The sequence below is a fragment of the Pseudoalteromonas sp. MER144-MNA-CIBAN-0113 genome, assembly GCF_040308965.1.
Lineage (GTDB): Bacteria > Pseudomonadota > Gammaproteobacteria > Enterobacterales > Alteromonadaceae > Pseudoalteromonas > Pseudoalteromonas tetraodonis.
Genome location: NZ_JBEOOG010000015.1, coordinates 48,942 through 72,625 on the forward strand (window position 1 = coordinate 48,942; position 23,684 = coordinate 72,625).

Genomic DNA, 23,684 nt, shown 5'->3' on the forward strand with positions numbered 1-23,684 from the left:
CTAGAGGGTGAAGTTATCTAAATCGTCATTCGGTTCAAAATCACCGAGCCTTTCAAGCTCAGTGTCTTGGCGCATTTGCTCGTGCCAACGCGCCTCATCCCAAATTTCAAATTTATTCATTAAACCCACCAGCATAATTTTTTTGCCAAGTTCTGCATGTGAGCGCAATGAAGGCGCCAACAAAATTCGACCGTTTTTATCAAGCTGATACTCTGTCGCATTACCTAACAACATACGTTGCATCCGTCGTGCTCTGGGATTCATATTGGATATTTTTGCTAAACGGCTTTCTATTTCTAACCATTCAGCAAGAGGGTATAACCAAAGGCAAGGCTCATTGAGTGCAACGGTGCAAATTACCGTTCCCTGATCTTCAGACAATAGCGTATCTCGGTACTTTGTCGGTACCGCAAAACGTCCTTTATCATCCAAACTCAGTGAACTTGCGCCACGAAACATAAAAAGCCTATTGTAAATTTATTTTAATCAACTTTTTGATTAACCCGATCCAGTTTGATCCACTAAACACCACTTTTTACCACAGTGCTCCAGTTTAGGGCTTGACAAGCCTTTTTGTCAAGTAAGTCACCCAGCTTTAGCACCCCGCGAAGCCTGAAAAAATAAGGCTCCGATTAAAGCGGTTGAATTGTTTAATAAAAAATCTTATCAGCCAGTAAAAAATTTTTTATCGTTCTTTTTATTAGCTTGTTGGCATTATTTGCTTAATGAATAAACAGTGAATAATTACAATTTATTTGAGCCCTGCTGACCTTTGTGAATTAGAGTCTGTTCAAACTAGATGCGGTTTAATCGTGTCGCGAGGTTTGTAACCGAGTGGACAAAGAAAAAATCAATCTCGAATGCTCAACACGTCCTAGTTTGTAAAAATTACAAACTGTTGTCGCAATAGTTACAGTTATAAACCCACTCAAAATTCGTAAATAAAATACAATTCATATAAAACAACAGGTTAAAGACTGGTTTAATCATTGCATCTAAATAATTACTTTTAAAAAACTATTAAGGATTGATTATGGCTACGGCAACGAAGAGCAAAACTCCTATTGATGCAAAACAAGAGATTGAAGCACCGCTAACAGATAAAGCGACATCAGCAGCGCATGACGCAGTTGATGCATTATCAAGTAAAGCGGCGGTAGCTGAAAATGGTGTTCGTAAAGGCGCAAGCAGCTCAGCTGAAACGCTTAATGAAAAGCAGTTAGCCGCTCGTGAGAAACTAGCAGAGTGTTCGTCTAAAACGCGTCAACTCGCATCAGAAAACCCATTAGCAACGGCGGGTCTGGCGTTTGCTGCTGGTATGTTAGTTACAGCACTGTTTCGTCGTAAGTAATACTAATGCAAAACCAACACTCAACACCAAGTGAATCACAAGGGACAGATTCGCCGTCATCGGCAAAACACGCCGATGACTGGCAAGATCACGTTGCTAAGCTTGCTGACTATGCAGCGCAGCTCAAGGATGATTATCATCAACAAGGAAAGTTGACACATCAGCTGGCAATAGCAGAGTGGAAGCTATCGCTAAGATCCTTAGCACTGATCACCATTCTACTAGGATGTTTTGCCAGTGGCTTGGTGTTACTGTGGGTGGGGTTTTTAGGTATTGTAGGCTTTGCCACCTTTGATCTGTTTAGCTCTATCTGGCTGAGCATTGCAGTGGTGATCAGCCTACAAATTTTATGCTTAGTTTGGCTGTGGCGAAACGCCGTTTATCTAAGCAAAAAAATTGGCTTTACTAAAACGCTAAATAGTCTAAAGCAGCTGCTTAAATTATGAGGCAAACACAATTATGTTAATCAATTATTTGATCAATTCACCGAACACTCGCGTGCAACAGCTAGATAAAGAAGTTGTTATGCGATCAGAACTAAAACGTCAGCATCTTGCAGCTATAAAATACAGAGCCAAACGCTTTGCAGCAACAAAAGTGGGGCTCGCCAGTGCGTTTGCAGCTGGCGCTGTAGTTGAGTCTGCTAAAGGTGATGCTAACACGATAAAAAAATACACTTGGTTATTAAAGCTACTTGCTTAAAAGTCATTCCCGCATCGATTCATCACGACAATGAGCCAAAAAAACCATTTTGATAATCGCTAACAGCCTGGCGAATTTCAGCCTCGGTGGTCATTACAAAAGGTCCCATGTGCGCAATTGGCTGGTTAAGTGGATCGCCTGCTAAAATAAGGACCCCCGCCGTTTTCTTTGCCTGCAATGCAATGTCACTCAATGGTTCTAATATAAGCAAATTACCCGCATTAAATACGTCACCGGTCTGAGATATTAATGAGCCTGTATGAATATAAATCATTACTTTTTGCTGTTTTAAAGCCGGTAAATTAAGCCCTTCACCCGCAGGCAAAGCTACATCAGCTATAGCACCATTAGCAGCTAAATTTTGTAAGCTTGCAGCCAATTGGTGTGATTCAAATTGCCATGTACCTGCTAAGGCTTTAAGTGAAACACCTTGTTGATTAGTAAAACTCGGTACTGGTTGCTCTGTGGTATCTTGGTATTGAGGCTCACGCATTTTTTGAGCACTTGGCATATTGAGCCAAATTTGAAAACCATGTAAGCCTTGTTCAGCATCGGCAAGGGGCATTTCACTGTGCATAACACCGCTACCGGTACTCATCCATTGTACGTCACCCGCACGAATCGCCTTTTTGTTACCCATTTGGTCTTGATGTTCAAACCCGCCTTTTAAAATATAGGTAAAGGTTTCGATCCCCCTATGAGGATGAGGAGGAAAGCCACCAATATAATCACTTTCATCGTCAGATTTAAGCTCATCTATCATTAAAAATGGATCTAAATATTTACCATCAAATCCTGGAATACGACGAATATTAACACCATCCCCATCTTGGGTAGCATAAGCAGTTAGTACTTTGGTTATTTTCATTTTTTTTGCCTAAAATAGGTTAAGTAAAAGTATAAAATATTAATTTATTATTATGACTCTACCCGAAAATTAATTAATAAATTTCAGTTATATACAATAAAAATAAATTTAATATTTGCGATATAACCTTAGTACATTAAAGGTTATTTATAGTAGAATTATTGGTCAGAGTTTTACCCTATATTTATTTGGATACGATTATTTTTACTGCATCATTAAAACATCAGCTTTATCGACTACTTATGCTAATTTGCATGCCTGTAGCTGCTGTCATTTTAGTAACCTTGTGGTTTAGTCGTGACGCGGCTATTAAAGAGCACGAGAAAAAAGTGCGCTCTATCACTGAGCACCTAATTATCAAGCAGCAAAGCATGATTAATGATGTAGAGCATATTACTGAGTTTTTAGCAAAAAAGCAGAAAGACATTAAGTCTTTATCTTCTCGCTGCCCTTCGTATTTTTTAGATGTTAAGGCACTCAATGGCAATATCGCGAATATTGGTTTAGTAAACAAAGACGGCGATTTAATTTGTTCCTCAAATAATGGTGCCCCTAATATCAACGTTAGTGATCGTCCCTACTTTAAAAACGCACTCGCCAGTAAAGAGTTTAGTATTGGCCATTTCCAGCACGATCGCAGCCTTGAAGCCCAGAGCATTAACTTTGCTTCCCCTATTCTTAATGAAAACAATGATATTGAAGGCGTGATAGTAACTGTAATTGCTTTAGACTGGTGGAGCTCGGCACTTAATAGCTTGAATTTACCGACAGAAGTTCGAGTCGCCATAACTGACTCTAATAATCTTATTTTAGCCAACTCCCCTTTTTCAGCCGATAGATTAGGTTATAAATTGGAAGAGTTTGATTTAGAACATAATTTACAAGCAGGTGTCATTTTTAAAGGAAAAGATGGTATCCGTAGAGTTTTTCATCAAACGACTCTCTATCGAGATGGCAATGACAATAAGCTCTCTATTTATATTACTCAACCAATAGATAAAACACTTGAACGGATAGATATTAACTTTGTAAAAATGGTTTTAGGGTTTTTAATTACTATTCTTCTTTTAGCTGTATTGGCCAGACGACTGGTCAATAAAAGCATTTTAAATCCGATTAAAAGTTTAACGCAGGCGGTTAACCGCTTAGCGGCCGGTAATATGCCTCATGACGATGAGCAGCCCAATAGTCCTGAGCTAAATAGACTTTACCATCGTTTTAAATACATGGCCGAAACTCGCTTAACGGCTGAAGCATGCCTTAAACATAAGCATGACGAGCTCAATAGCCTGCTTAATGCATTACCCGATGCTTTTTTACGCGTAGATGCCAATGGCAATATTCTTGATACTGGTGGACGTATTAAATCGTTAAATTATAGCCATTCAACACCCCCTAAAAAATTATCGTGTTTATTCTCTGATGCTAATTTAAAACAAGTGCAAGGGTACTTAATACCCCTGATCGCCCCTGTCACTGTTGAACTTGAACAAAAACAAGACAATCAGTTTTATGAAGCTAAAATTAGCCCAATGAAAAAAGCCGATGAGTTTATTATCGTTATTAGTAACATCACGCAACGAAAGCAAAATCAAGAATCGTTGCATTTAGCGTCATTAGTTTACAACAACAGCAGTGAAGGCATGGCAATCACGGATGAAAATGGGGTTATTTATGATGTGAACCCTGCGTTTTGTGAAACAACTTTGTATTCTCGAAAAGAAGTACTCAATAAAACGGTGGGTATTTTATCATCGGGTAAACACGATAAGCAGTTTTATAATTACATGTGGCAATCGCTCAATAAAACAGGGCGTTGGCAAGGTGAAATAACCAATCGTCGTAAAAATGGCGAGCTGTATGTTGAATGGTTAACCATCGATACTATTTACGATAAAAATAAAGCCCCGACTAGTCGTATTGCTATTTTTACCGACCTAACCGAGAAAAAACAAGCAGATGAATTAATTTGGCGACAAGCGCACTTTGATCATTTAACCGACTTGCCTAATCGATTAGAACTAAAAGAGCGCTTAAACCAACGATTCGCAAACCTGACCAATGCAGATCAAAAACTGGTCATTATGCTATTAGATATTGATCATTTTAAAGATATTAACGACACATTGGGCCACCATTACGGCGATAGATTACTTAAGTTAGTATCTGAGCGAATTGTGCAAACGGCCAAAGAGGCTGACTTTGTAGCACGAATTGGCGGAGATGAGTTTGTTGTTGTGTTTAGTGATTTACATGGCAGCGATAATATAAAGCAAATGGCAAAATCACTTTTGCTTAGCCTTGCCTCCACTATTTTTATTGAAGATGAAAAAGTGTATATCAGTGCCAGTATTGGTATTGCCTGCGCGCCAGATGATGGCCAAAATCCAGAGCAATTACTTAAAGCCGCTGACCAAGCTATGTATAAAGCAAAAAATAGCGGTCGCAATGGCTTTGAATTTTTCTCACATGATATGCGTGAAGATGCAAACGCAAGAATGCAACTACTCAAAGAGCTTCGCTCAGCTATAGAGCTAGAACAATTTGAGTTATATTATCAGCCTATTGTATCGCTTAATGATTTACACGTTCATAAAGCTGAGGGACTTATTCGTTGGCAACACCCAGAAAAAGGCCTGATCAGCCCTGCTGACTTTATTCCTCTTGCTGAAGAAACCAGACAAATAAATGCGCTGGGTCAATTTGTATTTGCTGAGGCACTACAAACACTTAATGATATTAAAAAACACATTCAAGATGAATTTCAAATAAGCATTAACGTTTCACCAGTGCAATTGGCAACCGTCGATAGCGGCATAGACGAATGGTACGATATGCTAGCAACGGCAAATATACCAGCCTCAGCGATTGTGGCCGAAATTACTGAAGGCTTAATGGTTAACCCTGAAGAACTTACCCAAAGTCGTTTGAAAGCCTTGGTTAAGTCAGGGATGCAATTGGCCCTTGATGACTTTGGCACCGGTTATTCATCGCTTGCTTACTTGCAAGAAATGGATACCGACTACCTAAAAATAGATAAACGCTTTGTTGATAATATTCAAAAAGGCAGTCAAGAGCTGGCTTTGTGTGAAGCAATTATCATGATGGCTCATCAGCTTGGTTTAAAAGTGATTGCCGAAGGCATAGAAACAAAATTACAAATGGATTTATTACTTGAGGCCGGTTGTGATTATGGCCAAGGCTATTTGTTTTCAAAGCCGCTGCACAAAGCCTCGTTTATGCAGCTGATAACAACAAATCAAGTAATTAGTTTGAAATAAAAGTCATTTAGCCCTAATACTGGTTATTTTGTGTCGAGGTGGTCTGCTACATACGCACCTCGCTGCCCTCTTTTTTTATCTGGTCCAATGGTGCTGTCTTGAGCGGTTTGCTGCTCTAACGCAGCATTGATTGTGGCTCCCAAAATAATGATATAAGCGCTAATAAATAGCCACATAAGCATAATAACCACTCCACCTAAAGAGCCATATGTTTCGTTGTAACTAGCAAAATGAGATACATAAAATGAAAAGCCAAAAGATGCCACAATCCATAATACGGTGGCGGTGAATGAGCCCACGGTAACCCAGCGCCATTTAGCTGCTTTTCTGTGAGGCGCATAACGGTATAAAATTAATAATGCAAAGTTAAAGGTCAATGCCAGCAACGGCCATGATATAAGCATGATTAAAAAATCAATACTCTCTTTAATTCCTAGTAAATTAAGCGCTAGCGGTAATATACCTATAATTACCAGTGCTATTACAGCCACCACAATTGCACCCACTGAAAATAACAAACGCACAAGTTGCGCCTTTAAAAATGAGCGTTTTTCGTATTCGTGATAACTAATATTACATGCTGTGATCAACGCTTGGCTGCCCTTAGAGCTACTCCAGATAGTTAACAGTAAAGTACCCAGCGCACTAAGGCTTAAACTAGTTTGTGACTTTTGCGCAAGACTTGAAACTTGAGATAAAATAATTTCTTGAGTGCTTTGTGGTAATAACGCCATAAACTGACTTAAATACTCACTAATATCATTCGGTGATGCAAAATAAGCATACACAGAAACCAATGCCGCAATGGCGGGAAAAATAGCCAGTAACGCATAAAATGCCACGCCAGCCGCCACCAAGGATAAATTATCACGGCTCATTTGTTTTACTATTCGCCTTGTAATATCCCACCAGCCACGCAGAGGGATATGGTTAGGCTGCTTGGCTCTTTGGCCACGCTTAAAGTCACTCATAGTTAACTCCCTTTTCCTAATTAAGTAGCAAAATGTTTGCCAAACAAATACTGCTTGGTATTAGGGTCTGTTGAACTTTCAAGGTTAAATTTGCAGCAGTCTGTTTGGTGTTTAGGCAAGGCAGAGCCTAAGTGGTGTGGTTACTCCCCATAAATAGGCGATAACGTAGCATTAATGCCAAACAGGCGCTGCCCGAAGGGTTCTGCCTAGGGGCAATTAACTCTTTGTTGCTCGGCTTTTACTTAGCCCACTAGGTTACAAACCTCGCGCCGCGATTAAATTGCCCCTAGTTTGAACAAATATTAATACGCAAAGGTCAACAGACCCTAGACTTGCTGCTATTGTTTAACACAGACCCTAATTACTTCGACCTAACACGGATGACCTCTATGCTCAGTGCTTTAATTGCAACACTCGCTAATAACGCATCTATTCCCGCAATCGACACCGTTAAGCCAAACTCAATTTCTTGGAGCTTTTTAAAAGATCAAAGCGTGCAATTACTACACACATTCATGCAATTACTGCCCACTTTATTATTAGGGATTGTTATTTTGGTGATTAGTTATTTAATTGCCACACCATTATCACGCTTGTTAATAAAGCCTGTTACCTACATGACCAAGAGTAAATTAGTACATCTAGTTGCTAGGCGAGGTATTAGCACCTTAATTATTTTACTCGGGTTTTATCTATTTTTACGCTTGGCAGGACTTACCGAATTCGCGGTCGCAATTATGAGTGGCACCGGATTAATTGGGCTTATTTTAGGCTTTGCCTTTCGGGATATAGCTGAGAACTTTATTGCCAGTTTACTTTTAAGTGTACAGCGTCCATTTAAAATAGATGATGTAATAGAAGTTGATGGCAGAATTGGTATTGTTAAAAAAGTAACTGCACGGGCAACCACTTTAGTTGACTACGATGGCAATCATATTCAAATACCCAATGCGACTGTGTATAAAAATACCATTAAAAACTTAACCGCTAATCCAAAAATGCGCGGTCATTTTTCAATCGGTATTGGCTACGATAATGACATTCGCGACGCACAAAGTCTGGCAATTAGTATAATATCGCAGCAAACCTCTGTGCTTAGCGATCCACCTCCCCAAGTATTGATTGATAACTTAGGCTCCGCCACTATTAACTTTACCGTTTACTTTTGGGTCAACGGCGAACAATACAGCACGGTAAAAGTAGCCTCACAGCTTATGCGAGAGTTAATCAATAGTTTTACGCAACATAATATAAGCATGCCTGACAATGCCAGAGAGCGTATATTGCTCAATAGCCAAGGTGAAGATATTTATCCCATAGCAAGCGAAGCTAAAACAGAGACAACAGAAGAAATTAACGAGCAATCACATATTCAAAAACATAAAACCACAGAGCATGAACACAGTATTGATGATGTAAGTAGTGATACGGATGATATTCGCGAGCAAGCCGATGAATCACGCGACCCAGAGCAAGGTAAAAATATTATATAGAGAGGTTCGAGGTTCGAGGTTCGAGGTTCGAGGTTCGAGAAATTTAAAAGCCTTGCGGTTAACATTACAAGGTTTTTTATGCCTGAAGGCGATAGTTAGTCTCGCGTCGAGTTTAGGTTTTAAGCCCGCAACCCGAAGCTCGCCGCCCGCAACCTGACAGCTTATTCCAAACACAAAAAAGCCCGCAGCGTTAACTGCGAGCTTTTTTATTGAATGAGTGAGTCAGCCGGTAAGCCGGGTTCTGTCCTTTCCGAAGAAAGTGATAATCATTCGTCTAGGCCATAAATCGCTCTATGGCTCAAGCAACCTACCCGGTTCCAACGTGGGCCACGCCATAAGGAACCCTATTTGGTCTTGCTCCGAGTGGAGTTTACCTTGCAACCGACTATTACTAGCGGCCCGGTGCGCTCTTACCGCACCCTTTCACCCTTACCAATCCGAAGATTGGCGGTCTTCTCTCTGCTGCACTTGTCGTGGGCTCACGCCCCCCAGCCGTTAACTGGCACTCTGCCCTGTGGAGCCCGGACTTTCCTCCCCCTGCGCATTTTCGTTGCAGGCAGCGATTATCTTGGCTAACTCGGCGCGCAGTATACATGAGAGCACCACACTACGCAGTAAACATTTACTGTTTTTCTTCAATAATTGTTTTATACAGCGCGTTTTTCTTCATACCAAAATAATCGGCCACCACGCCACAGGCTTTTTTCATTGGCATTTCGTTTTCAAGTAGCGCTAACATTTTGCGTGCCTCTGGCGGAATATCGTCAACTACCTTAGGTTTACCCGGCAGCATGAGTACTATTTCACCGCGCTGTTTAGTAGGATCGTCAGTTAAAAACTGCTTTAACTCAGTCACTGTGCCATTAAAAAAGGTTTCAAATGTTTTAGTGAGCTCTTTGGCAAATACCACTTGCTGCTCACCACCTAGCGCTGCTTCTAAATCGTCTAAGCTTGCCATAATACGGTGGGTACTTTCATACATAATACTGGTAATACTTGAGTTAACCGCATCAATAAAAAAATCTTGGCGTGCTTTACTTTTAGCGGGCGTAAAGCCAACAAACTGAAAACGGTCGGTTGGCAGCCCTGAACAACATACCGCCGTAATAGCAGCGCATGCACCAGGTACAGGTGTTACAAGTGCGCCCTGCTCACGGCATAAATTAACAACGGCATAACCAGGGTCGCTTATAAGCGGCGTGCCGGCATCGGATACTAATGCAATATTTAACCCTTGATTAAGTTGGTCGATAATTTGCTGCGCTTTTTGCTTTTCATTATGGTCATGTAACGCAAAGGTTTTAGCCTTAATACCAAAGTGGCTGAGTAGCTTGCCAGTATGGCGAGTGTCTTCAGCAGCGATTAAGTCAACCTGCGATAATGTCGCGATTGCACGCTGACTTAAGTCGTCATAATTGCCGATTGGGGTGGCAACAACGTAAAGAGTGCCAATTTTCTGTGAATTCTCCTCATTTAACATTGAGGTCTCCTGCGTCAGTCAGTAATATAAGCAAATCGCGTTAACGTATGGGAAATCATTGTGCGACTTAAACTAGTTAGTCTATTAATTATATTGTCAGGGTTATCGGCGTGTAGCACAACCGAAAAACCAACTAAAACCAGCGATAACTTAAATAGCAGTGCCAATACGCTGAAAAATGAAGCACTGAACGCGCAATCGATTTATCAATTAGCGCAAAACCGTTTTGGTGCAGATAAAATTCAACTGCTTTATAGTGCCCGTGATAGCGCCATTACGGAAGAAAACTGGCCGCTACTCGAAACAATATGTAGCGAACTTGCACTTACTGCCAGTGTTGATCAAATTCAAAACCGTTTATATATTGCCTTTGCACAAAAAGAGCAGAATAAAAACCAGCAAGCACTTGAAGTATTAAACTCACTTGAGGGACAACTCAAGCAACCCGAACATTTTGCCTGGCACCAATTTTTAACTGCCAGCATTTTTGCTTCTCAAAACTTGCCAAAACGTGCTGCACCCTATTTTTTTGCGGCGTCAGAATCTGCAACTAAAAACACTATTTCAATTCCTCAGCTTAGTAATGCACTTTGGAAAAATTTAAAGCAACTCTCATCTTACGCATTAGAACGATTTAACCGTGGTTCTGTGATCCAACAAGGTTGGGTTAACTTAGCTTTGTATCATCAAGTTTACGCCAACAGCTCGGTTGATTTAGACCAAGCCATTAATAATTGGCGCCGCCGTTACCTGGGGCATCCTGGTAACAATGTACTGCCAAAACAAGAAACGTATGCTAATGAATTAGCGCCAATTAATATTGAGCGTTTGGTTGTTTTACTGCCTCAGTCAGGTGCTAATAAGCGCCTTGGGGATGCCTTAAAAGCCGGTATATTGGCAGCGCTTGATAAAAAAGAGATCAACGAAACACTGTTTATAGATGAAAACACTGAAACAGAAGCGTTGAGCGCACAAATTTCTCAGTTACAGCCTGACTTTGTTATTGGTCCACTATTAAAAGCCAATATAGATAAGCTCGCTAATACCAATACATTACTCGATATACCCACCTTACATTTAAATACCTTTGATGGCGAAAGAACCTCGCTGCAACATTACTTTTTTGCGCTTAATCCTGAACATGAAGTACAGCAAACGCTAGAGCACTTTTTAGCACAGGGTTATCAAAAGCCGATGTTGCTAGCGCCAAATAATACCAATGGCCAGCGCTTAGTTGACTACTTTAATCTGCAGTGGCAACGCTATAGTGAAACAACCACGCAAGTTGGTTTTTATAACGATAACAAAGATATGCCCAATACGATTACTAGCTTGTTAGAAGTTGATAAGTCAAAAGAGCGTATTAAATCTGTTAAAGCACTTTTTAATAAAGAAGTTGAAAGTGAAACACGCTCACGTGGAGATATTGATGCCATCTACATACTCGGCGACGCCATTGAAACCCGATTAATTAAGCCTTACCTTGATGTTAATGTGAGTACCTTTGCCGATAGAATTCCTATTTACGCCAGCTCTAAAAGCCACAGTAAGCAAATAGATACCACTGACAAAGGTGATTTAGACGGACTCTACTTTACTGAACTGCCTTGGATGTTAGACTCACAAATTAAGCAACATAATCTGCGTCAGCAATACAATGATTTATGGCCTGAACAAGCCGATATAAGCCAACGTTTATTTGCGATGGCTTATGATTCCGTCACCATGCTTAACGATATTAGACAATTGAGTGTTACACCCGATAAATACTTTTCAGGGTTGAGCGGTAAATTGTCGATTAATAGTGCCGGTGATATTGAACGTTCACTGCAATGGGCTCAGTACAGCAACCGCCGAATAAAACCGGTGGAGTTAAAAACACAACGCCCTGTACCGCTATTTATGCAATCAGCTAACGATGGCATAACCATAATTAACTAAGGGGTCGACATGTCGTGGTTTAAACAGCTGTGGCAAAATAGTCGTGAAAAAGGCCAGTATTATGAGCGCCAAGCGCAAAAGTATTTAGAAGCACAAGGCTTAAAAGCGATTGAGCGTAATTACTACTGCCCCTATGGCGAACTTGATGTCATTATGAAAGACGGTGACACCTTAGTGTTTGTTGAGGTTAAGTTTCGTAAAAATAATATAAAAGGCGGCGCTAATTATGCTTTAAGCCCGCAAAAGCAAGAAAAATTAAGACGAACTATTTATCATTACCTCGCGGCTAAAAACTTAAAGAATCAGCCATTACGTATTGATTATGTTGCTATAACAGGCGAGCCATCACTACACATAAACTGGCTAAAAAACGTATTTTAATACCGAGCACATACAAATGAGTGAGCAATTATTACAACAGCTAAATGCATTAATGCGTAGTTAAAAATTAACAAGCTGCTTCTAAAAATCATCATCCTTAATAAAGCGGGTGTGAGCTCACACAGAATTAGATATTAATTGTTGGTAATCCATGCAAGACACAATAAAAGAAATTTTTAAAGAAAGTATTCAAGTTCAAATTGCAGCAGGTGAAGTACTTCCTAGCGCATTGGAGTCAGCGGCATTCACCATTGCACAAAGCCTGATCAATGGTAATAAACTGATATGTTGCGGCACAGCAAACTGCCACATGTTGGCACAACACATGGCTGGCGTATTAGTAAACTTTTACGAAACAGAGCGCCCTTGCTTACCTGCAATCGCCCTTTCGCAAGAAAATATTAACCTAGGTCAAGGCCATCAAATAGATGACCACGATACCTTTGCGCGCCAAGTACGTGCCTTTGCTCAGCAAGGTGATTTGCTCCTTGCATTAGCAATTAATGGTAATGAAAAACATATAATTTCTGCAGTAGAAGCGGCACTAACCAAAGATATGAAGGTCATAGTAATGGTAGGTGATGATGGTGGCGAACTCGTTGGCTTACTTGGGCACAACGATGTAGAAATACGTACACCGTCTAAACGCCCTAGTCGCATTATTGAATCGCATTTAGTTAACCTTCACTGTTTAAGTGAATTGGTAGATTTAACTCTTTTCCCGCAGGATGAAAATTATGTTTAAACGCTCCCTGATTATTTTAGGCACCGTTGTGTTATTACAAGGTTGTGCTGCTGCTGTAGTGGCCGGCACAGCCAGTGCTGTTACTGCAGCAAACGATAGACGAACCATTGGCTCGCAAATAGACGACAACAACATTGAAATAAAAGCCAGCATTGCTATTAGTGAAGATGAACGTCTTAATAAGTTTGCTCATATCAGCGTTATAAGCGTTAATGGCGTGGTTTTAATGGTAGGGCAAGTTCCTAACCAAGAAATGAAAAACCAAGCGTTTAAAACCATTGAGAACCTATCTGGCATTCGTAAAATTCACAACCAATTACGCATTGGCTCTAATATTGGTATCACCACGCAAACTCACGACTCATGGTTAACCTCAAAAGTAAAAGCGCAGCTTTTAGCGGCTGAAAACATCAGCAGTAATAATATAAAAGTAGTGACTGAAAATGCCGAAGTATACTTAATGGGGCTAGTATCTGACGCTGAAGCAAACCAAGCCGTTAATATTGCCCGTAATATCTCTGGCGTAGAGCGCGTTATTAAAGTGTTTGAGTATTTGTAAAGTATCAGGTTCGAGGTTCGAGGTTCGAGGTTCGAGGTTCGAGGTTCGAGGTTCGAGGTTCGAGGTTCGAGGTTCGAGGTTCGAGAAGTTTAAAAACCTTGCGGTTAACATCGCAAGGTTTTTTTATATCTGTAGGCGGGAGTTTACCTCGCGCATTATCACTAATAGACGCAGAATCAATCCGCTGCTACATCATCCAAGCTTAACCCGCTTCTCGCAGCCCGTCGCCCGTCGCCCGTCGCCCGTCGCCCGTGAACTTAAATCAAACTTGCACGGCGTAAGCCCCACTTAAAAAACATTTTTACCACAGAGTACACAGAGAAGACAGGACAAATAAAACATGTCTTTAATCATTTCCTCTGTGTGCTCTGTCCCCTCTGTGGTGAATAAAATCTCTTTAAGATCTTTTTGCACAAAGAGAAGTGAATGAGCAGTAAATGAGAAAACAATAACCATGAGCCCGAGTGATTAATTGTTTTTTCACTAGCTCTAAAAGCGCAGTGTCTCTTAACCTCTTTGTGAATAAATTTATTACCTAAAACCACATGCGCGGAATAAACCCGCTGCTACACCAATCAACCTTAACCCGTTTCTCGCAGCTCGTCGCCCGTGAACTTTCACCTTTCACCTTTCACCTACTTTTAATCAGGCATAAAAAAACCGCTTATTAAGCGGTTTTTATCTAACATTTACGGGTTATTTTATAACGCGTAAATGTGAGCCTTTTTTCTTTTCAGGCTTAGGATCAGGTGTTTCATCAACTAGTTCAGGTGATGAATCAACACTTTCAAGCTCTGGAGCAAAATCGTCTTCGTCCTCTAAAAACTCATCTGCAGTAAAGACTGTGCCTTCGCCATTTTCGCGTGCATATATTGCAAGTACAGCCCCTAAAGGCACGTACACTTGCATTGGCTGACCGCCAAAGCGTGCGTTAAAGCTAAGCTGAGAATTATCTAACGAAAACTGCGTAACCGCTGAAGGGCTTATGTTCAATACAATTTGGCCGTCTTGGACAAACTGTGTTGGCACTTGCACTGCAGGAAAATCAGCATTAACCACTAAGTGTGGTGTGCATTCGTTATCAACAATCCAATCAAAAAAAGCGCGTAGTAAATAAGGACGATTAGAGGTCATTATAAACGGATCTCACGCTCTGCTTCAGTTAAAGAAGCTTGGAATGATTCACGTTCAAATAAACGGATCATATACTCTTTAAGTTCTTTAGAGCCTGCACCATTTAGCTCAATACCAAACTCAGGTAAACGCCATAATAGTGGAGCTAAGTAACAATCAACTAAGCTAAACTCTTCACTCATAAAGTAAGGCGCTTCACTAAAGATCGGTGCTATTGCAAGTAATGCTTCTGTCAGCTCTTTACGCGCTTGCGCTGCTTCAGACGTGTTGTTAATGATCTTTTCAGCTAGGCTGTACCAATCAGTATCAATACGGTGCATCATTAAACGACTACGACCACGCATGACCGGGTATACAGGCATTAGTGGAGGATGAGGAAAACGTTCATCAAGGTATTCCATGATGATGTTTGCCTGATATAAACCAAGCTCACGGTCAATCAGTGTTGGCACTGTACCGTAAGGGTTAATTTCGTGAAGTGCTTCTGGCAGATTATCCTTTTCAGCCATATGAATATCTACACTTACACCTTTTTCAGCAAGTACAATGCGTACTTGGTGGCTATACATACAGTTAGCACCAGAAAAAAGGGTCATTACAGGGCGCTTATTGGCAGCTACGGCCATGCCTACCTCCATTAAATAACTAAAACAGCAATAGGGGCTTAAGCCCCTATTGCAAAATTACCTTTAAATATGTTCAAACTTAATGAACATCTCTCCAGTATTCTTTCTTCAGCATAAATGCCAAGATAAATAGAATCACTAAGAATCCAAGTACCTTAATACCTAGCGCTTCCGATTCGAGACGTGTAGGTTCACCTACATACTCTAGGAAATTCGTTAAATCACGAACTGCTTGGTCATATTCATCTACACTTAATTCGCCCGTACCATCTGTTTCTGTACCAGTAATATGAGTGGTTGTTTTACCATTTACTGTTACTTCTTCAGTAATTGCAGTAGGAACACCTTGCAACTCTTGAAGAACATGTGGCATACCCACCGATGGGAATAACGTATTATTTACGCCAAACGGACGAGATTCATCTTTGTAAAACGATTTTAAATAGGTATAAATCCAATCACTGCCACGCACACGCGCAACATTTGTTAGATCCGGCGGAGCCGCACCAAACCATTTTGCAGCATCTTCTTTCTTCATTGCATTATTGATATGACTACCTACTTTTGAACCATCAAAAATAAGTTGCTCTTGACCAATCTCTGTTGGAATACCAATATCGCGGAAAGTACGTTCATAACGTTGATACTGCATTTGGTGACAACCAAGACAGTAGTTCATGAACAACTTTGCGCCACGTTGCAAAGAAGGTTGATCAGATATATCGTTACCCGCTTCCATTAGAGGAACTGACGGGCCTGCCGCCATTGCTGGTAATACGTTTACTGATAAAGCGAATAAACCAATAAGTAGCTTTTTCATCATTTCGTTAACCTCTCAGGCAATGGCTTAGTTTTTTCATTCTTACTGTAAACAAATAACAGTACGAAGAACATAAAGTAAGTCACAGTACAGATTTGCGAAACAAGCGTTTTAAAGTCAGTTTGAGGTGTAGCACCAACCCAACCTAAAAGAACGAAAGTAACTACAAAGCCTGCAATGTTCCATTTGTGGAAACCACAACGGTAACGAACTGAACGAACCGAACCACGGTCAATCCAAGGCAATAATGCTAGCACGACAATAGATGCACCCATTGCTGCAACACCCATTAGCTTGTCTGGAATCGCACGTAAGATTGCATAAAACGGCGTAAAGTACCAAACAGGGAAAATATGCGCTGGTGTTTTGAGTGGGTTTGCCGGTTCAAAGTTTGGCGCTTCTAAGAAGAAACCACCCATAGCAGGCATAAAGAACACCACCCAACAGAACAAGATTAAGAAGCCAACCACACCCACAATATCTTTTACTGTGTAATAAGGGTGGAACGGAATCGCATCAATGATGTCTTTTTTATCAGTGTAGTATTCATGGAACTTAAATTTAGGCTTATCTTCTTCAGCCACAGTTCCTTTTTTACGTTTGTTATCAATACCGTCTGGGTTGTTTGAACCCACTTCGTGTAGTGCAACAATGTGTAAAAATACTAAGATAACAATAACCAATGGCAGTGCAATTACATGTAATGCAAAGAAGCGGTTAAGCGTTGCACCCGAAATAACGTAGTCACCACGAATCCACAGTGTTAAATCATCACCAATAACCGGGATAGCCCCGAATAATGAAATGATTACCTGTGCACCCCAGAACGACATTTGACCCCATGGTAATAAGTAACCCATGAACGCTTCAGCCATTAGGGCTAGGAAAATAAACATACCGAATAACCACAGTAATTCACGTGGTTTTTGGTAAGAACCGTAGATCATGCCACGGAACATATGCATGTAAACAACGATGAAGAACGCAGATGCACCCGTTGAATGCAAATAACGTAATAACCAACCGTACTCTACATCACGCATGATGTATTCTACTGATGCAAACGCACCTTCAGCAGATGGTACATAGTTCATCGTTAACCAAATACCGGTAAGGATTTGGTTAACTAGTACTAACATAGCGAGTGAGCCAAAGAAGTACCAGAAGTTAAAGTTTTTTGGTGCTGGATACTGTGCAATGTGCATGTTCCAAACACGTGTCATTGGGATACGGTCGTCTATCCACTCAACAATTTTTCCAAACATTAGGCCACCCCTTGTTCTTCGCCCACTAAAATAGTGGTCTCATCAAGAAAAGTATATGGTGGGACTTCTAAATTTAATGGTGCAGGTACCGATTGAAATACACGGCCGGCCATATCAAACTTAGAACCGTGACATGGACAGTAAAAACCGTCATCAGTCCCTTCCACTTTCTCACCAAAGCCACCTTGTAAAAAGCTAGGTGAACAACCCAAATGCGTACAAATACCTACAGCGACAAAAATCTCTGGGCGTAATGAACGGAAATCATTGGTTGATGATTCTAATTGTTGTGGCTCTTGCGATTGCGGATCACGAAGTTGACCTTCATGTTCTTTCATCTGCTCAAGCATTTTTGGGGTCCGTGATACAACCCATACAGGTTTACCACGCCACTCGACACGTATTAATTGTCCTGGCTCAAGTTTGCTGATATCTACTTCTACAGGCGCACCCGCAGATTTAGCTCGCTCACTTGGATTCCAAGACGCAATAAAAGGAACAGCAGCCCCAGCCGCACCAACACCACCAACAACAGAGGTAGCTATGGTTAAAAAGCGACGTCGGCCATTGTCTACAGGCGCATTGCTCATCCACTTATCTCCACTATGATTCTCAACACTTGCTATATTGAGAACATCAGTTACAGCAGGTTAATTTTTCGAATTTTAAAAGAGAAACGATCATAATTAAAACCCTTGTTTAAAACAAGGTTATTCACAGCCTCCTGCTCGAATAATCCTGACTTGCTCAAATAGTTGATTAAGTTAGCTCGAGTATGAAACCAAATGACTATAGTATCGCTTCCGTAAAAACAATTTGTAAACAAGTACAATCTCACCAACTAAGTACAGTAACCACTGAATTTGGCGACATTAAACTCATTCACTTTATTTGCCCGCCAATTGTAGCAAAAAAATTCACCAATTAACTGATGGATTTAAACTAATTGCGATAATTATTTAACTTTTTTTGCGTTAGTCGGTCATTTTTAAGCTTTCGTTCAATAAATACGCATACTTGGCCTATTTTGATCAAGCTAATGTCGACATTAGCCTTAAAGGGAAAAGGTTCGGGGTTCGGGGTTATCATGCATTTTTAATCATAGAAATCAATTTACCAAGCATTTTCCCAATACTCTCACACTCATTTAAAGCGTATTCTGTTTGTTCATAATTAATATGACCTAACTCAAAAGCAATCATTAGCTGAGTTTTTAATTCACCGACAGACCCTTTAGCCACAGAAAGAAAATAAGCTCTTTCTTTATCAGAGTAACGCTCATAACCCTCTGCAATATTGCTAGGCACTGAAACTGCGCTTCGACACATTTGATCTTTTAAGCCGAAATCCCTCAAAGCAGCAAAGGTTTGGTATACAAACAAACTTAATGAGAAAGACTTTTTCCATACATCTAAACTTTCATACCTCACAACCACTCCTTAGCCTTAATCCCGCATTCATCATAAATTATAGTAAACATATAATTTAACGCACGGAACTTAATCTCTTTCGCAGCTCGGTTCTCGTAGCCCGTTACTCGAAACTCATTATCTAAAAACAAAAAACCCAGCATAAGCTGGGTTTTTGAATTCTTGATAACGTAAAAATTAACGTTTTGAGAACTGTGGACGCTTACGCGCTTTCTTAAGACCCACTTTCTTACGTTCAACTTTACGTGCATCACGAGTAACGAAACCTGCTTTACGAAGTTGTGGACGTAATGACTCGTCAAACTCCATAAGTGCACGAGTGATACCGTGACGGATAGCACCAGCTTGACCAGTAGTACCACCACCAGCAACGGTGATGTGAAGGTCAAATTTTTCAGTCATGTCTACAAGCTCAAGAGCTTGACGAACAACCATGCGTGCTGTTTCGCGACCAAAGTACTCTTCTAAAGAGCGCTTGTTGATTACGATGTTACCAGTGCCTGGGCGTAAGAATACGCGAGCACTTGAACTTTTACGACGACCTGTACCGTAGTATTGATTTGCCATGATAGTGCTCCTTAAATGTCTAGAACCTGAGGCTGTTGTGCAGCATGGTTATGCTCAGTACCCGCGTAAACTTTAAGTTTGCGGAACATAGCGCGGCCTAAAGGACCACGTGGCAACATGCCTTTAACAGCTTTTTCGATGATCATTTCAGGCTTTGCAGCTTGAAGTTTATCAAAAGTAGTAGACTTAAGACCACCTGGGAAACCAGAGTGAGCGTAGTACACTTTATCTTTGAATTTGTTACCAGTAACAGTAACTTTCTCAGCGTTGATAACGATGATGTAATCACCAGTATCTACGTGTGGTGTGTACTCAGCTTTGTGCTTACCGCGTAGGCGATGAGCGATTTCAGTAGCGATGCGACCTAAAGTTTTATCTTCAGCGTCAACTACGTACCAGTCACGTTTTACTGTTTCTGGTTTAGCAACAAACGTTTTCATTTATAAAAATCCAATGTTTTTCAATTAAAACCACAGGTAGTTATTATTAACTACCGCTCTAAGTATGCTACAACCCCTTCGAGTTTTAGACTTTTTCGCCGCTCACAAGTGGCTAAACTATATGAGGACATAGAACGCAACGTGGCAGACGCGGGAGTATACCAGCACTTAAACGACATTGCTACCGGCCGGTTGTTTTTTCCTCAAGAAAAGTTTGGGGTCGAGGCTTCGAGATACGAGCTTCGAGACCCGTTACCCGTCGCCCGAGAACTTTACTCTTTACCTTTATTACTTCTGACACACCTCACAAAAAACGGTGCTGCGTTGCCCTAAGCGGATTTCGGTTAATTCGGTATCGCAATTTACACAAGGTTGGCCTTTTCGGCCATACACTAATAACTGTTGCGCAAAGTAGCCTGGCTTACCGTCACTTTGGGCAAAGTCTTTTAAAGTTGTGCCGCCTTGGGTAATTGCAGCGGCTAAGGTGTCTTTTATAATCGGAATTAACGCTTGGTAGCGTTTAAGGCTTACCTTTCCGGCTTCTTTACGAGGGTCAATACCCGCTTTAAATAATGACTCGTTAGCATAAATATTACCGACCCCCACCACCACGGCGTTATTCATAATAAACTGCTTAACGGGCACTTTTTTATTACGTGATTGCTCATAAACACGTTTAGCAAAAAAGTCATCAGTGAGTGGCTCGGGGCCTAATTTAGCAAGTAGCTTATGCTCCTCATTGGGTGCTTGCCATAAACAACAACCAAAGCGGCGTGGATCATTTAAACGAAGCGCCTTATTGTTCGCTAAAATAAACTCAACATGGTCGTGTTTTTTAAGTGGCTCGGTTTTATTTACAACACGCAAGTTCCCCGACATACCTAAGTGCAATATAGCCGCCCCAAGCTCACATTCTAATAGCAAGTATTTTGCGCGGCGTTCAATACTGCTAACCACCAACCCTTCAAGTTGGTATACCTCATCTGGCACAGGCCAGCGCATACAGGCATTATGAATGTTTACCTTAGTAACGACTTGATTTAGCACATGGGGGGTAATGCCCATGCGGCTAACTTCTACTTCTGGTAATTCAGGCATTTATAAAACTCACTATGAAAAGGTAAAACTAGGAAATAATTGCTTGGCAGTGCTTAAATCAAGCAACATTAGCCGCTGACTGGTTTTCTCGAGAAGATAATACTCACCATTTGCTTTATATAATAAGTACATCCAAGGTAGGGGCTCACCGGCGAGTTCAAACGTCGCTGCCGATAGTGGCTTATTAATATCAAGCGCATCAGGTGTGGCTGTTGTCATTAACGCTGTATTTTGCCATAAATAAACAAGCTCACTAAGTTGCTGCTCTGAACCTTGCCAACTAATCGGTACCTCTTTGATCAAAGCAGTAGTACGCCAGCTTGTACCAATGCGCTCAATTTTTTGGTCGCTAAATTCAAGTGTTAACACAAAGCTTTGCACAGGAAGTAGTGGCTGCAGTTGCGCCTGCGTTTCATCGGATCCAATCTTTTTATGAAGACCATTTAAAAAGAAGATCATGATCAACATAGAAAAAATAATAACATTGTTCCAACCTTTGCGGCTTAATCGCATATGCAGTTCCTAATTTATATAAGGTTTTCAAGTTTAGCTAAAACTTAATTGCACTGTCTATATGTTAAAAGCTGGATACTTTGCTAGAATATCGGCAAATTTTAAGGAGTTTAGTCAATGTCAATGTATGTAGTGGGCCATAAAATCCCAGATTCAGATTCAATATGTGGTGCAATTGCACTGGCTTATTTAAAAAACCAAATTGATGAGCCGGCAATTCCAACCCGCCTTGGTGAAGTATCACCAGAAACACAGTTTATTTTAGATAAATTTGGCTTCGAAGCACCTGAGCTTAAACTTAGCTACGCTGGCGAAGACGTTTACATTGTAGACCACACAGAAAAAACCCAAGCACCTGATGATATCGACCAAGCTCGCGTTGTTGGCGTAGTTGATCACCATAAATTAGGTGATTTAACCTCATCAACCCCACTTGAGTGCTGGATCCGCCCTGTTGGTTGTTCAAACACCATCATTAAGATGATGTACGATTTTTATAACGTAGAGATCCCTAAAGATATTGCTGGCATTATGCTTTGCGCCATATTAAGCGACACGGTTATTTTTAAATCACCAACCTGTACCACTGCCGACATTAAATGTGTTGAAGCCCTTGCTGAAATTGCAGGCATTGAAGACTTTAAAGAACTAGGCATGGACATGTTCCGCGTTAAATCAGCCGTTGAAGATACGCCTGTACGTGATTTAGTAATGCGTGACTTTAAAGACTTTAACATGAACGGTAACCTTGTTGGCATTGGTCAATTAGAAGTTATTGACCTTGCAGTATTTGACGAGATTAAAGCTGACCTTGAAGCTGACATTGCCAAGCTTAAAGAAGAAGGCGGTCGCCACTCAGTATTTTTACTACTAACCGACATTATGAAAGAAGGCTCACAAATGCTGATTGCATCAGACGATGCCAGCCTTGTTGAGCAAGCCTATGGTGAAAAGCCAGAAGACGGTAAAGTATGGCTAGATGGCGTATTGAGCCGTAAAAAGCAAGTAGTACCACCACTACAAGACGCTTTTAAGAGCTAGGTTCGAGGTTCGAGGTTCGAGGTTCGAGGTTCGAGGTTCGAGGTTCGAGGTTCGAGAAATTTAAAAACCTTGCGGTTAACATCGCAAGGTTTTTTTATACCCGTAGGCGGGAGTTTACCTCGCGCACTTTCACAACATTTCAAACACCCTGCGCGGCATAAAGCCCCGCCTACCAATAAAACACCGGAGTTTTTCAAGTTAGTTGTCGCCTCAAGTTAAATTTTATGCCGCCCGCATTTCTTCTTTTTTCTCAGGATTCAAATTTACTTCGTTTATCATTGACCAATCTCGTGACTTTCCTGACCAACGACTTGGGTTATTCAATTTAGCAGCATCGTTTACCTGCTGACGCTTGGCTAATATCTCTTTATCTAAACCTGAATGACGTTGATTTGGCGTCACAAATTTTATACCACTGTGTAGGTGCTCATTATTGTACCAATCAACGAATCCGCTTACCCATTCTCTTGCTGCGCTTATATCTTCAAATGCCTTTTCTGGGTATTCTGGGCGATACTTTAACGTTTTAAATAACGACTCAGAGTACGGGTTGTCATTACTTACTGACGGTCGGCTAAATGATGGCACAATGCCTAGCTCCTGTAATGTTGCCAACAATGTCGCGCCTTTCATTGGGCTGCCATTATCTGAGTGCAACGTGACTTGCTCTCGCTTTATTTGCTCTCGACTGCAAATATCCTTCATTAAATCTGCGGCTAATTCACTTAATTGTGTGTCGTGAACCTGCCAACCGACAACCTTTCGACTAAAAATGTCCATCACTAAATATAAGTATAAAAACTGCCCTTTTACGCTCGTTGGTAAATAGGTGATATCCCAAGTGTATACTTCATTTGCACGCACAGCCTTCAATGCTCTTGGCTTTTTCATCGGCTTAGCCGGCTTTACTTTTTCTCTATGCGTTAATAAGTTATGTGCCTTCATGACACGATAAAACGAACTTTCAGACGCTATCCA

25 protein-coding genes and 1 other RNA gene are annotated in these 23,684 nt (G+C 40.9%); 10 read left to right on the forward strand and 16 right to left on the reverse strand.

The window, feature by feature from the left end:
- Positions 1–459 carry a division/cell wall cluster transcriptional repressor MraZ gene (gene mraZ, locus AAEY57_RS06000; protein WP_008110699.1) on the reverse strand — a complete coding sequence of 153 codons (459 nt, stop codon included), beginning with the start codon at positions 457–459 and terminating at the stop codon, positions 1–3.
- Between the two features lie 574 nt (positions 460–1,033).
- On the opposite strand from mraZ, the gene AAEY57_RS06005 reads away from it, so the two are divergent.
- Genes AAEY57_RS06005 through AAEY57_RS06015 form a run of 3 tightly spaced genes read left to right on the forward strand, consistent with a single transcriptional unit; the run spans position 1,034 to position 2,053 of the window.
- Positions 1,034–1,351, forward strand: coding sequence for a hypothetical protein (locus AAEY57_RS06005; protein WP_013464052.1), 318 nt, complete (start codon positions 1,034–1,036; stop codon positions 1,349–1,351).
- 5 nt (positions 1,352–1,356) lie between these two features.
- Positions 1,357–1,797 carry a hypothetical protein gene (locus tag AAEY57_RS06010; RefSeq protein WP_024601209.1) on the forward strand — a complete coding sequence of 147 codons (441 nt, stop codon included), beginning with the start codon at positions 1,357–1,359 and terminating at the stop codon, positions 1,795–1,797.
- Between the two features lie 13 nt (positions 1,798–1,810).
- On the forward strand, positions 1,811–2,053 hold the full coding sequence (locus AAEY57_RS06015) for a hypothetical protein (protein WP_350606918.1): 243 nt from the start codon (positions 1,811–1,813) through the stop codon (positions 2,051–2,053).
- Positions 2,054–2,075: 22 nt separating this feature from the next.
- Here AAEY57_RS06015 and AAEY57_RS06020 read toward each other — a convergent pair whose 3' ends face one another.
- Positions 2,076–2,921 carry a pirin family protein gene (locus AAEY57_RS06020; RefSeq protein ID WP_350606921.1) on the reverse strand — a complete coding sequence of 282 codons (846 nt, stop codon included), beginning with the start codon at positions 2,919–2,921 and terminating at the stop codon, positions 2,076–2,078.
- Positions 2,922–3,175: 254 nt separating this feature from the next.
- Between AAEY57_RS06020 and AAEY57_RS06025 the strand changes: the two genes are divergently transcribed.
- Positions 3,176–6,202, forward strand: coding sequence for a bifunctional diguanylate cyclase/phosphodiesterase (locus AAEY57_RS06025; protein ID WP_350606923.1), 3,027 nt, complete (start codon positions 3,176–3,178; stop codon positions 6,200–6,202).
- Positions 6,203–6,225: 23 nt separating this feature from the next.
- On the opposite strand, the gene AAEY57_RS06030 is transcribed toward AAEY57_RS06025, so the two are convergent.
- A complete protein-coding gene (locus AAEY57_RS06030; RefSeq protein ID WP_290218327.1) occupies positions 6,226–7,173 on the reverse strand; it encodes a YihY/virulence factor BrkB family protein in 948 nt (315 codons plus the stop codon).
- A gap of 389 nt (positions 7,174–7,562) precedes the next feature.
- On the opposite strand from AAEY57_RS06030, the gene AAEY57_RS06035 reads away from it, so the two are divergent.
- A complete protein-coding gene (locus AAEY57_RS06035) occupies positions 7,563–8,666 on the forward strand; it encodes a mechanosensitive ion channel family protein (protein WP_350606925.1) in 1,104 nt (367 codons plus the stop codon).
- 214 nt (positions 8,667–8,880) lie between these two features.
- Here the strand turns inward: AAEY57_RS06035 and rnpB are convergent.
- Together rnpB and rsmI are read right to left on the reverse strand one after the other, a co-directional pair.
- Positions 8,881–9,246: RNase P RNA component class A (gene rnpB / locus AAEY57_RS06040), an RNA gene on the reverse strand.
- A 42-nt stretch (positions 9,247–9,288) separates the two neighbouring features.
- Positions 9,289–10,146 (reverse strand): 16S rRNA (cytidine(1402)-2'-O)-methyltransferase, encoded by an 858-nt coding sequence (gene rsmI / locus AAEY57_RS06045; RefSeq protein WP_008468384.1) that lies wholly within the window; start codon positions 10,144–10,146, stop codon positions 9,289–9,291.
- A gap of 60 nt (positions 10,147–10,206) precedes the next feature.
- Between rsmI and AAEY57_RS06050 the strand changes: the two genes are divergently transcribed.
- The 4 genes from AAEY57_RS06050 (at position 10,207) to dolP (ending at position 13,772) form a co-directional block, all read left to right on the forward strand.
- Complete coding sequence (locus AAEY57_RS06050) at positions 10,207–12,087, forward strand: penicillin-binding protein activator (protein WP_058154143.1); 1,881 nt, start codon at positions 10,207–10,209, stop codon at positions 12,085–12,087.
- Positions 12,088–12,096: 9 nt separating this feature from the next.
- On the forward strand, positions 12,097–12,468 hold the full coding sequence (locus AAEY57_RS06055; protein WP_058154142.1) for a YraN family protein: 372 nt from the start codon (positions 12,097–12,099) through the stop codon (positions 12,466–12,468).
- Positions 12,469–12,619: 151 nt separating this feature from the next.
- Positions 12,620–13,213, forward strand: a complete 594-nt coding sequence (locus tag AAEY57_RS06060) for an SIS domain-containing protein (protein ID WP_013464044.1) — start codon at positions 12,620–12,622, stop codon at positions 13,211–13,213.
- Positions 13,206–13,772, forward strand: coding sequence for a division/outer membrane stress-associated lipid-binding lipoprotein (gene dolP / locus AAEY57_RS06065; RefSeq protein ID WP_013464043.1), 567 nt, complete (start codon positions 13,206–13,208; stop codon positions 13,770–13,772). Before AAEY57_RS06060 ends, dolP begins: the two co-directional genes overlap by 8 nt.
- Positions 13,773–14,468: 696 nt before the next feature.
- Here the strand turns inward: dolP and AAEY57_RS06070 are convergent.
- The 10 genes from AAEY57_RS06070 to AAEY57_RS06115 form a co-directional block, all read right to left on the reverse strand.
- On the reverse strand, positions 14,469–14,906 hold the full coding sequence (locus tag AAEY57_RS06070; protein WP_028834446.1) for a ClpXP protease specificity-enhancing factor: 438 nt from the start codon (positions 14,904–14,906) through the stop codon (positions 14,469–14,471).
- Positions 14,906–15,532 (reverse strand): stringent starvation protein SspA, encoded by a 627-nt coding sequence (sspA, locus tag AAEY57_RS06075; protein WP_013464041.1) that lies wholly within the window; start codon positions 15,530–15,532, stop codon positions 14,906–14,908. The genes AAEY57_RS06070 and sspA overlap by 1 nt, the downstream gene beginning before the upstream one ends.
- A gap of 79 nt (positions 15,533–15,611) precedes the next feature.
- Positions 15,612–16,355: a cytochrome c1 gene (locus AAEY57_RS06080; protein WP_008110862.1), complete on the reverse strand. Its 744-nt coding sequence runs from the start codon at positions 16,353–16,355 to the stop codon at positions 15,612–15,614.
- Positions 16,352–17,617: a cytochrome b gene (locus tag AAEY57_RS06085; RefSeq protein WP_008110864.1), complete on the reverse strand. Its 1,266-nt coding sequence runs from the start codon at positions 17,615–17,617 to the stop codon at positions 16,352–16,354. The genes AAEY57_RS06080 and AAEY57_RS06085 overlap by 4 nt, the downstream gene beginning before the upstream one ends.
- A complete protein-coding gene (gene petA / locus AAEY57_RS06090; RefSeq protein ID WP_008110867.1) occupies positions 17,617–18,207 on the reverse strand; it encodes a ubiquinol-cytochrome c reductase iron-sulfur subunit in 591 nt (196 codons plus the stop codon). The genes AAEY57_RS06085 and petA overlap by 1 nt, the downstream gene beginning before the upstream one ends.
- Before the next feature lie 495 nt (positions 18,208–18,702).
- Entirely contained in the window at positions 18,703–19,047 is a 345-nt protein-coding gene (locus AAEY57_RS06095; RefSeq protein WP_058154141.1) for a four helix bundle protein, read from the reverse strand.
- Between the two features lie 177 nt (positions 19,048–19,224).
- Positions 19,225–19,617 carry a 30S ribosomal protein S9 gene (gene rpsI / locus AAEY57_RS06100; protein WP_024600778.1) on the reverse strand — a complete coding sequence of 131 codons (393 nt, stop codon included), beginning with the start codon at positions 19,615–19,617 and terminating at the stop codon, positions 19,225–19,227.
- Positions 19,618–19,625: 8 nt separating this feature from the next.
- A complete protein-coding gene (gene rplM / locus AAEY57_RS06105; RefSeq protein WP_008110876.1) occupies positions 19,626–20,054 on the reverse strand; it encodes a 50S ribosomal protein L13 in 429 nt (142 codons plus the stop codon).
- A gap of 288 nt (positions 20,055–20,342) precedes the next feature.
- Complete coding sequence (mutM, locus tag AAEY57_RS06110; protein ID WP_350606933.1) at positions 20,343–21,152, reverse strand: bifunctional DNA-formamidopyrimidine glycosylase/DNA-(apurinic or apyrimidinic site) lyase; 810 nt, start codon at positions 21,150–21,152, stop codon at positions 20,343–20,345.
- Positions 21,153–21,164: 12 nt separating this feature from the next.
- Positions 21,165–21,665: a hypothetical protein gene (locus tag AAEY57_RS06115; RefSeq protein ID WP_138687300.1), complete on the reverse strand. Its 501-nt coding sequence runs from the start codon at positions 21,663–21,665 to the stop codon at positions 21,165–21,167.
- 117 nt (positions 21,666–21,782) lie between these two features.
- Between AAEY57_RS06115 and AAEY57_RS06120 the strand changes: the two genes are divergently transcribed.
- Complete coding sequence (locus AAEY57_RS06120; protein WP_013464036.1) at positions 21,783–22,706, forward strand: manganese-dependent inorganic pyrophosphatase; 924 nt, start codon at positions 21,783–21,785, stop codon at positions 22,704–22,706.
- A gap of 222 nt (positions 22,707–22,928) precedes the next feature.
- Here the strand turns inward: AAEY57_RS06120 and AAEY57_RS06125 are convergent.
- On the reverse strand, positions 22,929–23,684 hold a 756-nt coding region (locus AAEY57_RS06125), incomplete at its 5' end, for an IS3 family transposase (protein WP_350606935.1).

Bases quoted from the DNA above. Each gene is read 5' to 3' on its own strand.
- sspA (WP_013464041.1), bottom strand. From the start codon at position 15,532: ATGGCCGTAGCTGCCAATAAGCGCCCTGTAATGACCCTTTTTTCTGGT.
- dolP (WP_013464043.1), top strand. From the start codon at position 13,206: ATGTTTAAACGCTCCCTGATTATTTTAGGCACCGTTGTGTTATTACAA.
- petA (WP_008110867.1), bottom strand. From the start codon at position 18,207: ATGAGCAATGCGCCTGTAGACAATGGCCGACGTCGCTTTTTAACCATA.
- AAEY57_RS06055 (WP_058154142.1), top strand. From the start codon at position 12,097: ATGTCGTGGTTTAAACAGCTGTGGCAAAATAGTCGTGAAAAAGGCCAG.
- AAEY57_RS06030 (WP_290218327.1), bottom strand. From the start codon at position 7,173: ATGAGTGACTTTAAGCGTGGCCAAAGAGCCAAGCAGCCTAACCATATC.
- AAEY57_RS06085 (WP_008110864.1), bottom strand. From the start codon at position 17,617: ATGTTTGGAAAAATTGTTGAGTGGATAGACGACCGTATCCCAATGACA.
- AAEY57_RS06120 (WP_013464036.1), top strand. From the start codon at position 21,783: ATGTCAATGTATGTAGTGGGCCATAAAATCCCAGATTCAGATTCAATA.
- rsmI (WP_008468384.1), bottom strand. From the start codon at position 10,146: ATGTTAAATGAGGAGAATTCACAGAAAATTGGCACTCTTTACGTTGTT.
- AAEY57_RS06070 (WP_028834446.1), bottom strand. From the start codon at position 14,906: ATGACCTCTAATCGTCCTTATTTACTACGCGCTTTTTTTGATTGGATT.
- AAEY57_RS06025 (WP_350606923.1), top strand. From the start codon at position 3,176: ATGCCTGTAGCTGCTGTCATTTTAGTAACCTTGTGGTTTAGTCGTGAC.
- AAEY57_RS06035 (WP_350606925.1), top strand. From the start codon at position 7,563: ATGCTCAGTGCTTTAATTGCAACACTCGCTAATAACGCATCTATTCCC.
- AAEY57_RS06015 (WP_350606918.1), top strand. From the start codon at position 1,811: ATGTTAATCAATTATTTGATCAATTCACCGAACACTCGCGTGCAACAG.
- mraZ (WP_008110699.1), bottom strand. From the start codon at position 459: ATGTTTCGTGGCGCAAGTTCACTGAGTTTGGATGATAAAGGACGTTTT.
- mutM (WP_350606933.1), bottom strand. From the start codon at position 21,152: ATGCCTGAATTACCAGAAGTAGAAGTTAGCCGCATGGGCATTACCCCC.
- AAEY57_RS06005 (WP_013464052.1), top strand. From the start codon at position 1,034: ATGGCTACGGCAACGAAGAGCAAAACTCCTATTGATGCAAAACAAGAG.
- AAEY57_RS06020 (WP_350606921.1), bottom strand. From the start codon at position 2,921: ATGAAAATAACCAAAGTACTAACTGCTTATGCTACCCAAGATGGGGAT.
- AAEY57_RS06080 (WP_008110862.1), bottom strand. From the start codon at position 16,355: ATGATGAAAAAGCTACTTATTGGTTTATTCGCTTTATCAGTAAACGTA.
- AAEY57_RS06060 (WP_013464044.1), top strand. From the start codon at position 12,620: ATGCAAGACACAATAAAAGAAATTTTTAAAGAAAGTATTCAAGTTCAA.
- AAEY57_RS06115 (WP_138687300.1), bottom strand. From the start codon at position 21,665: ATGCGATTAAGCCGCAAAGGTTGGAACAATGTTATTATTTTTTCTATG.
- rplM (WP_008110876.1), bottom strand. From the start codon at position 20,054: ATGAAAACGTTTGTTGCTAAACCAGAAACAGTAAAACGTGACTGGTAC.
- AAEY57_RS06010 (WP_024601209.1), top strand. From the start codon at position 1,357: ATGCAAAACCAACACTCAACACCAAGTGAATCACAAGGGACAGATTCG.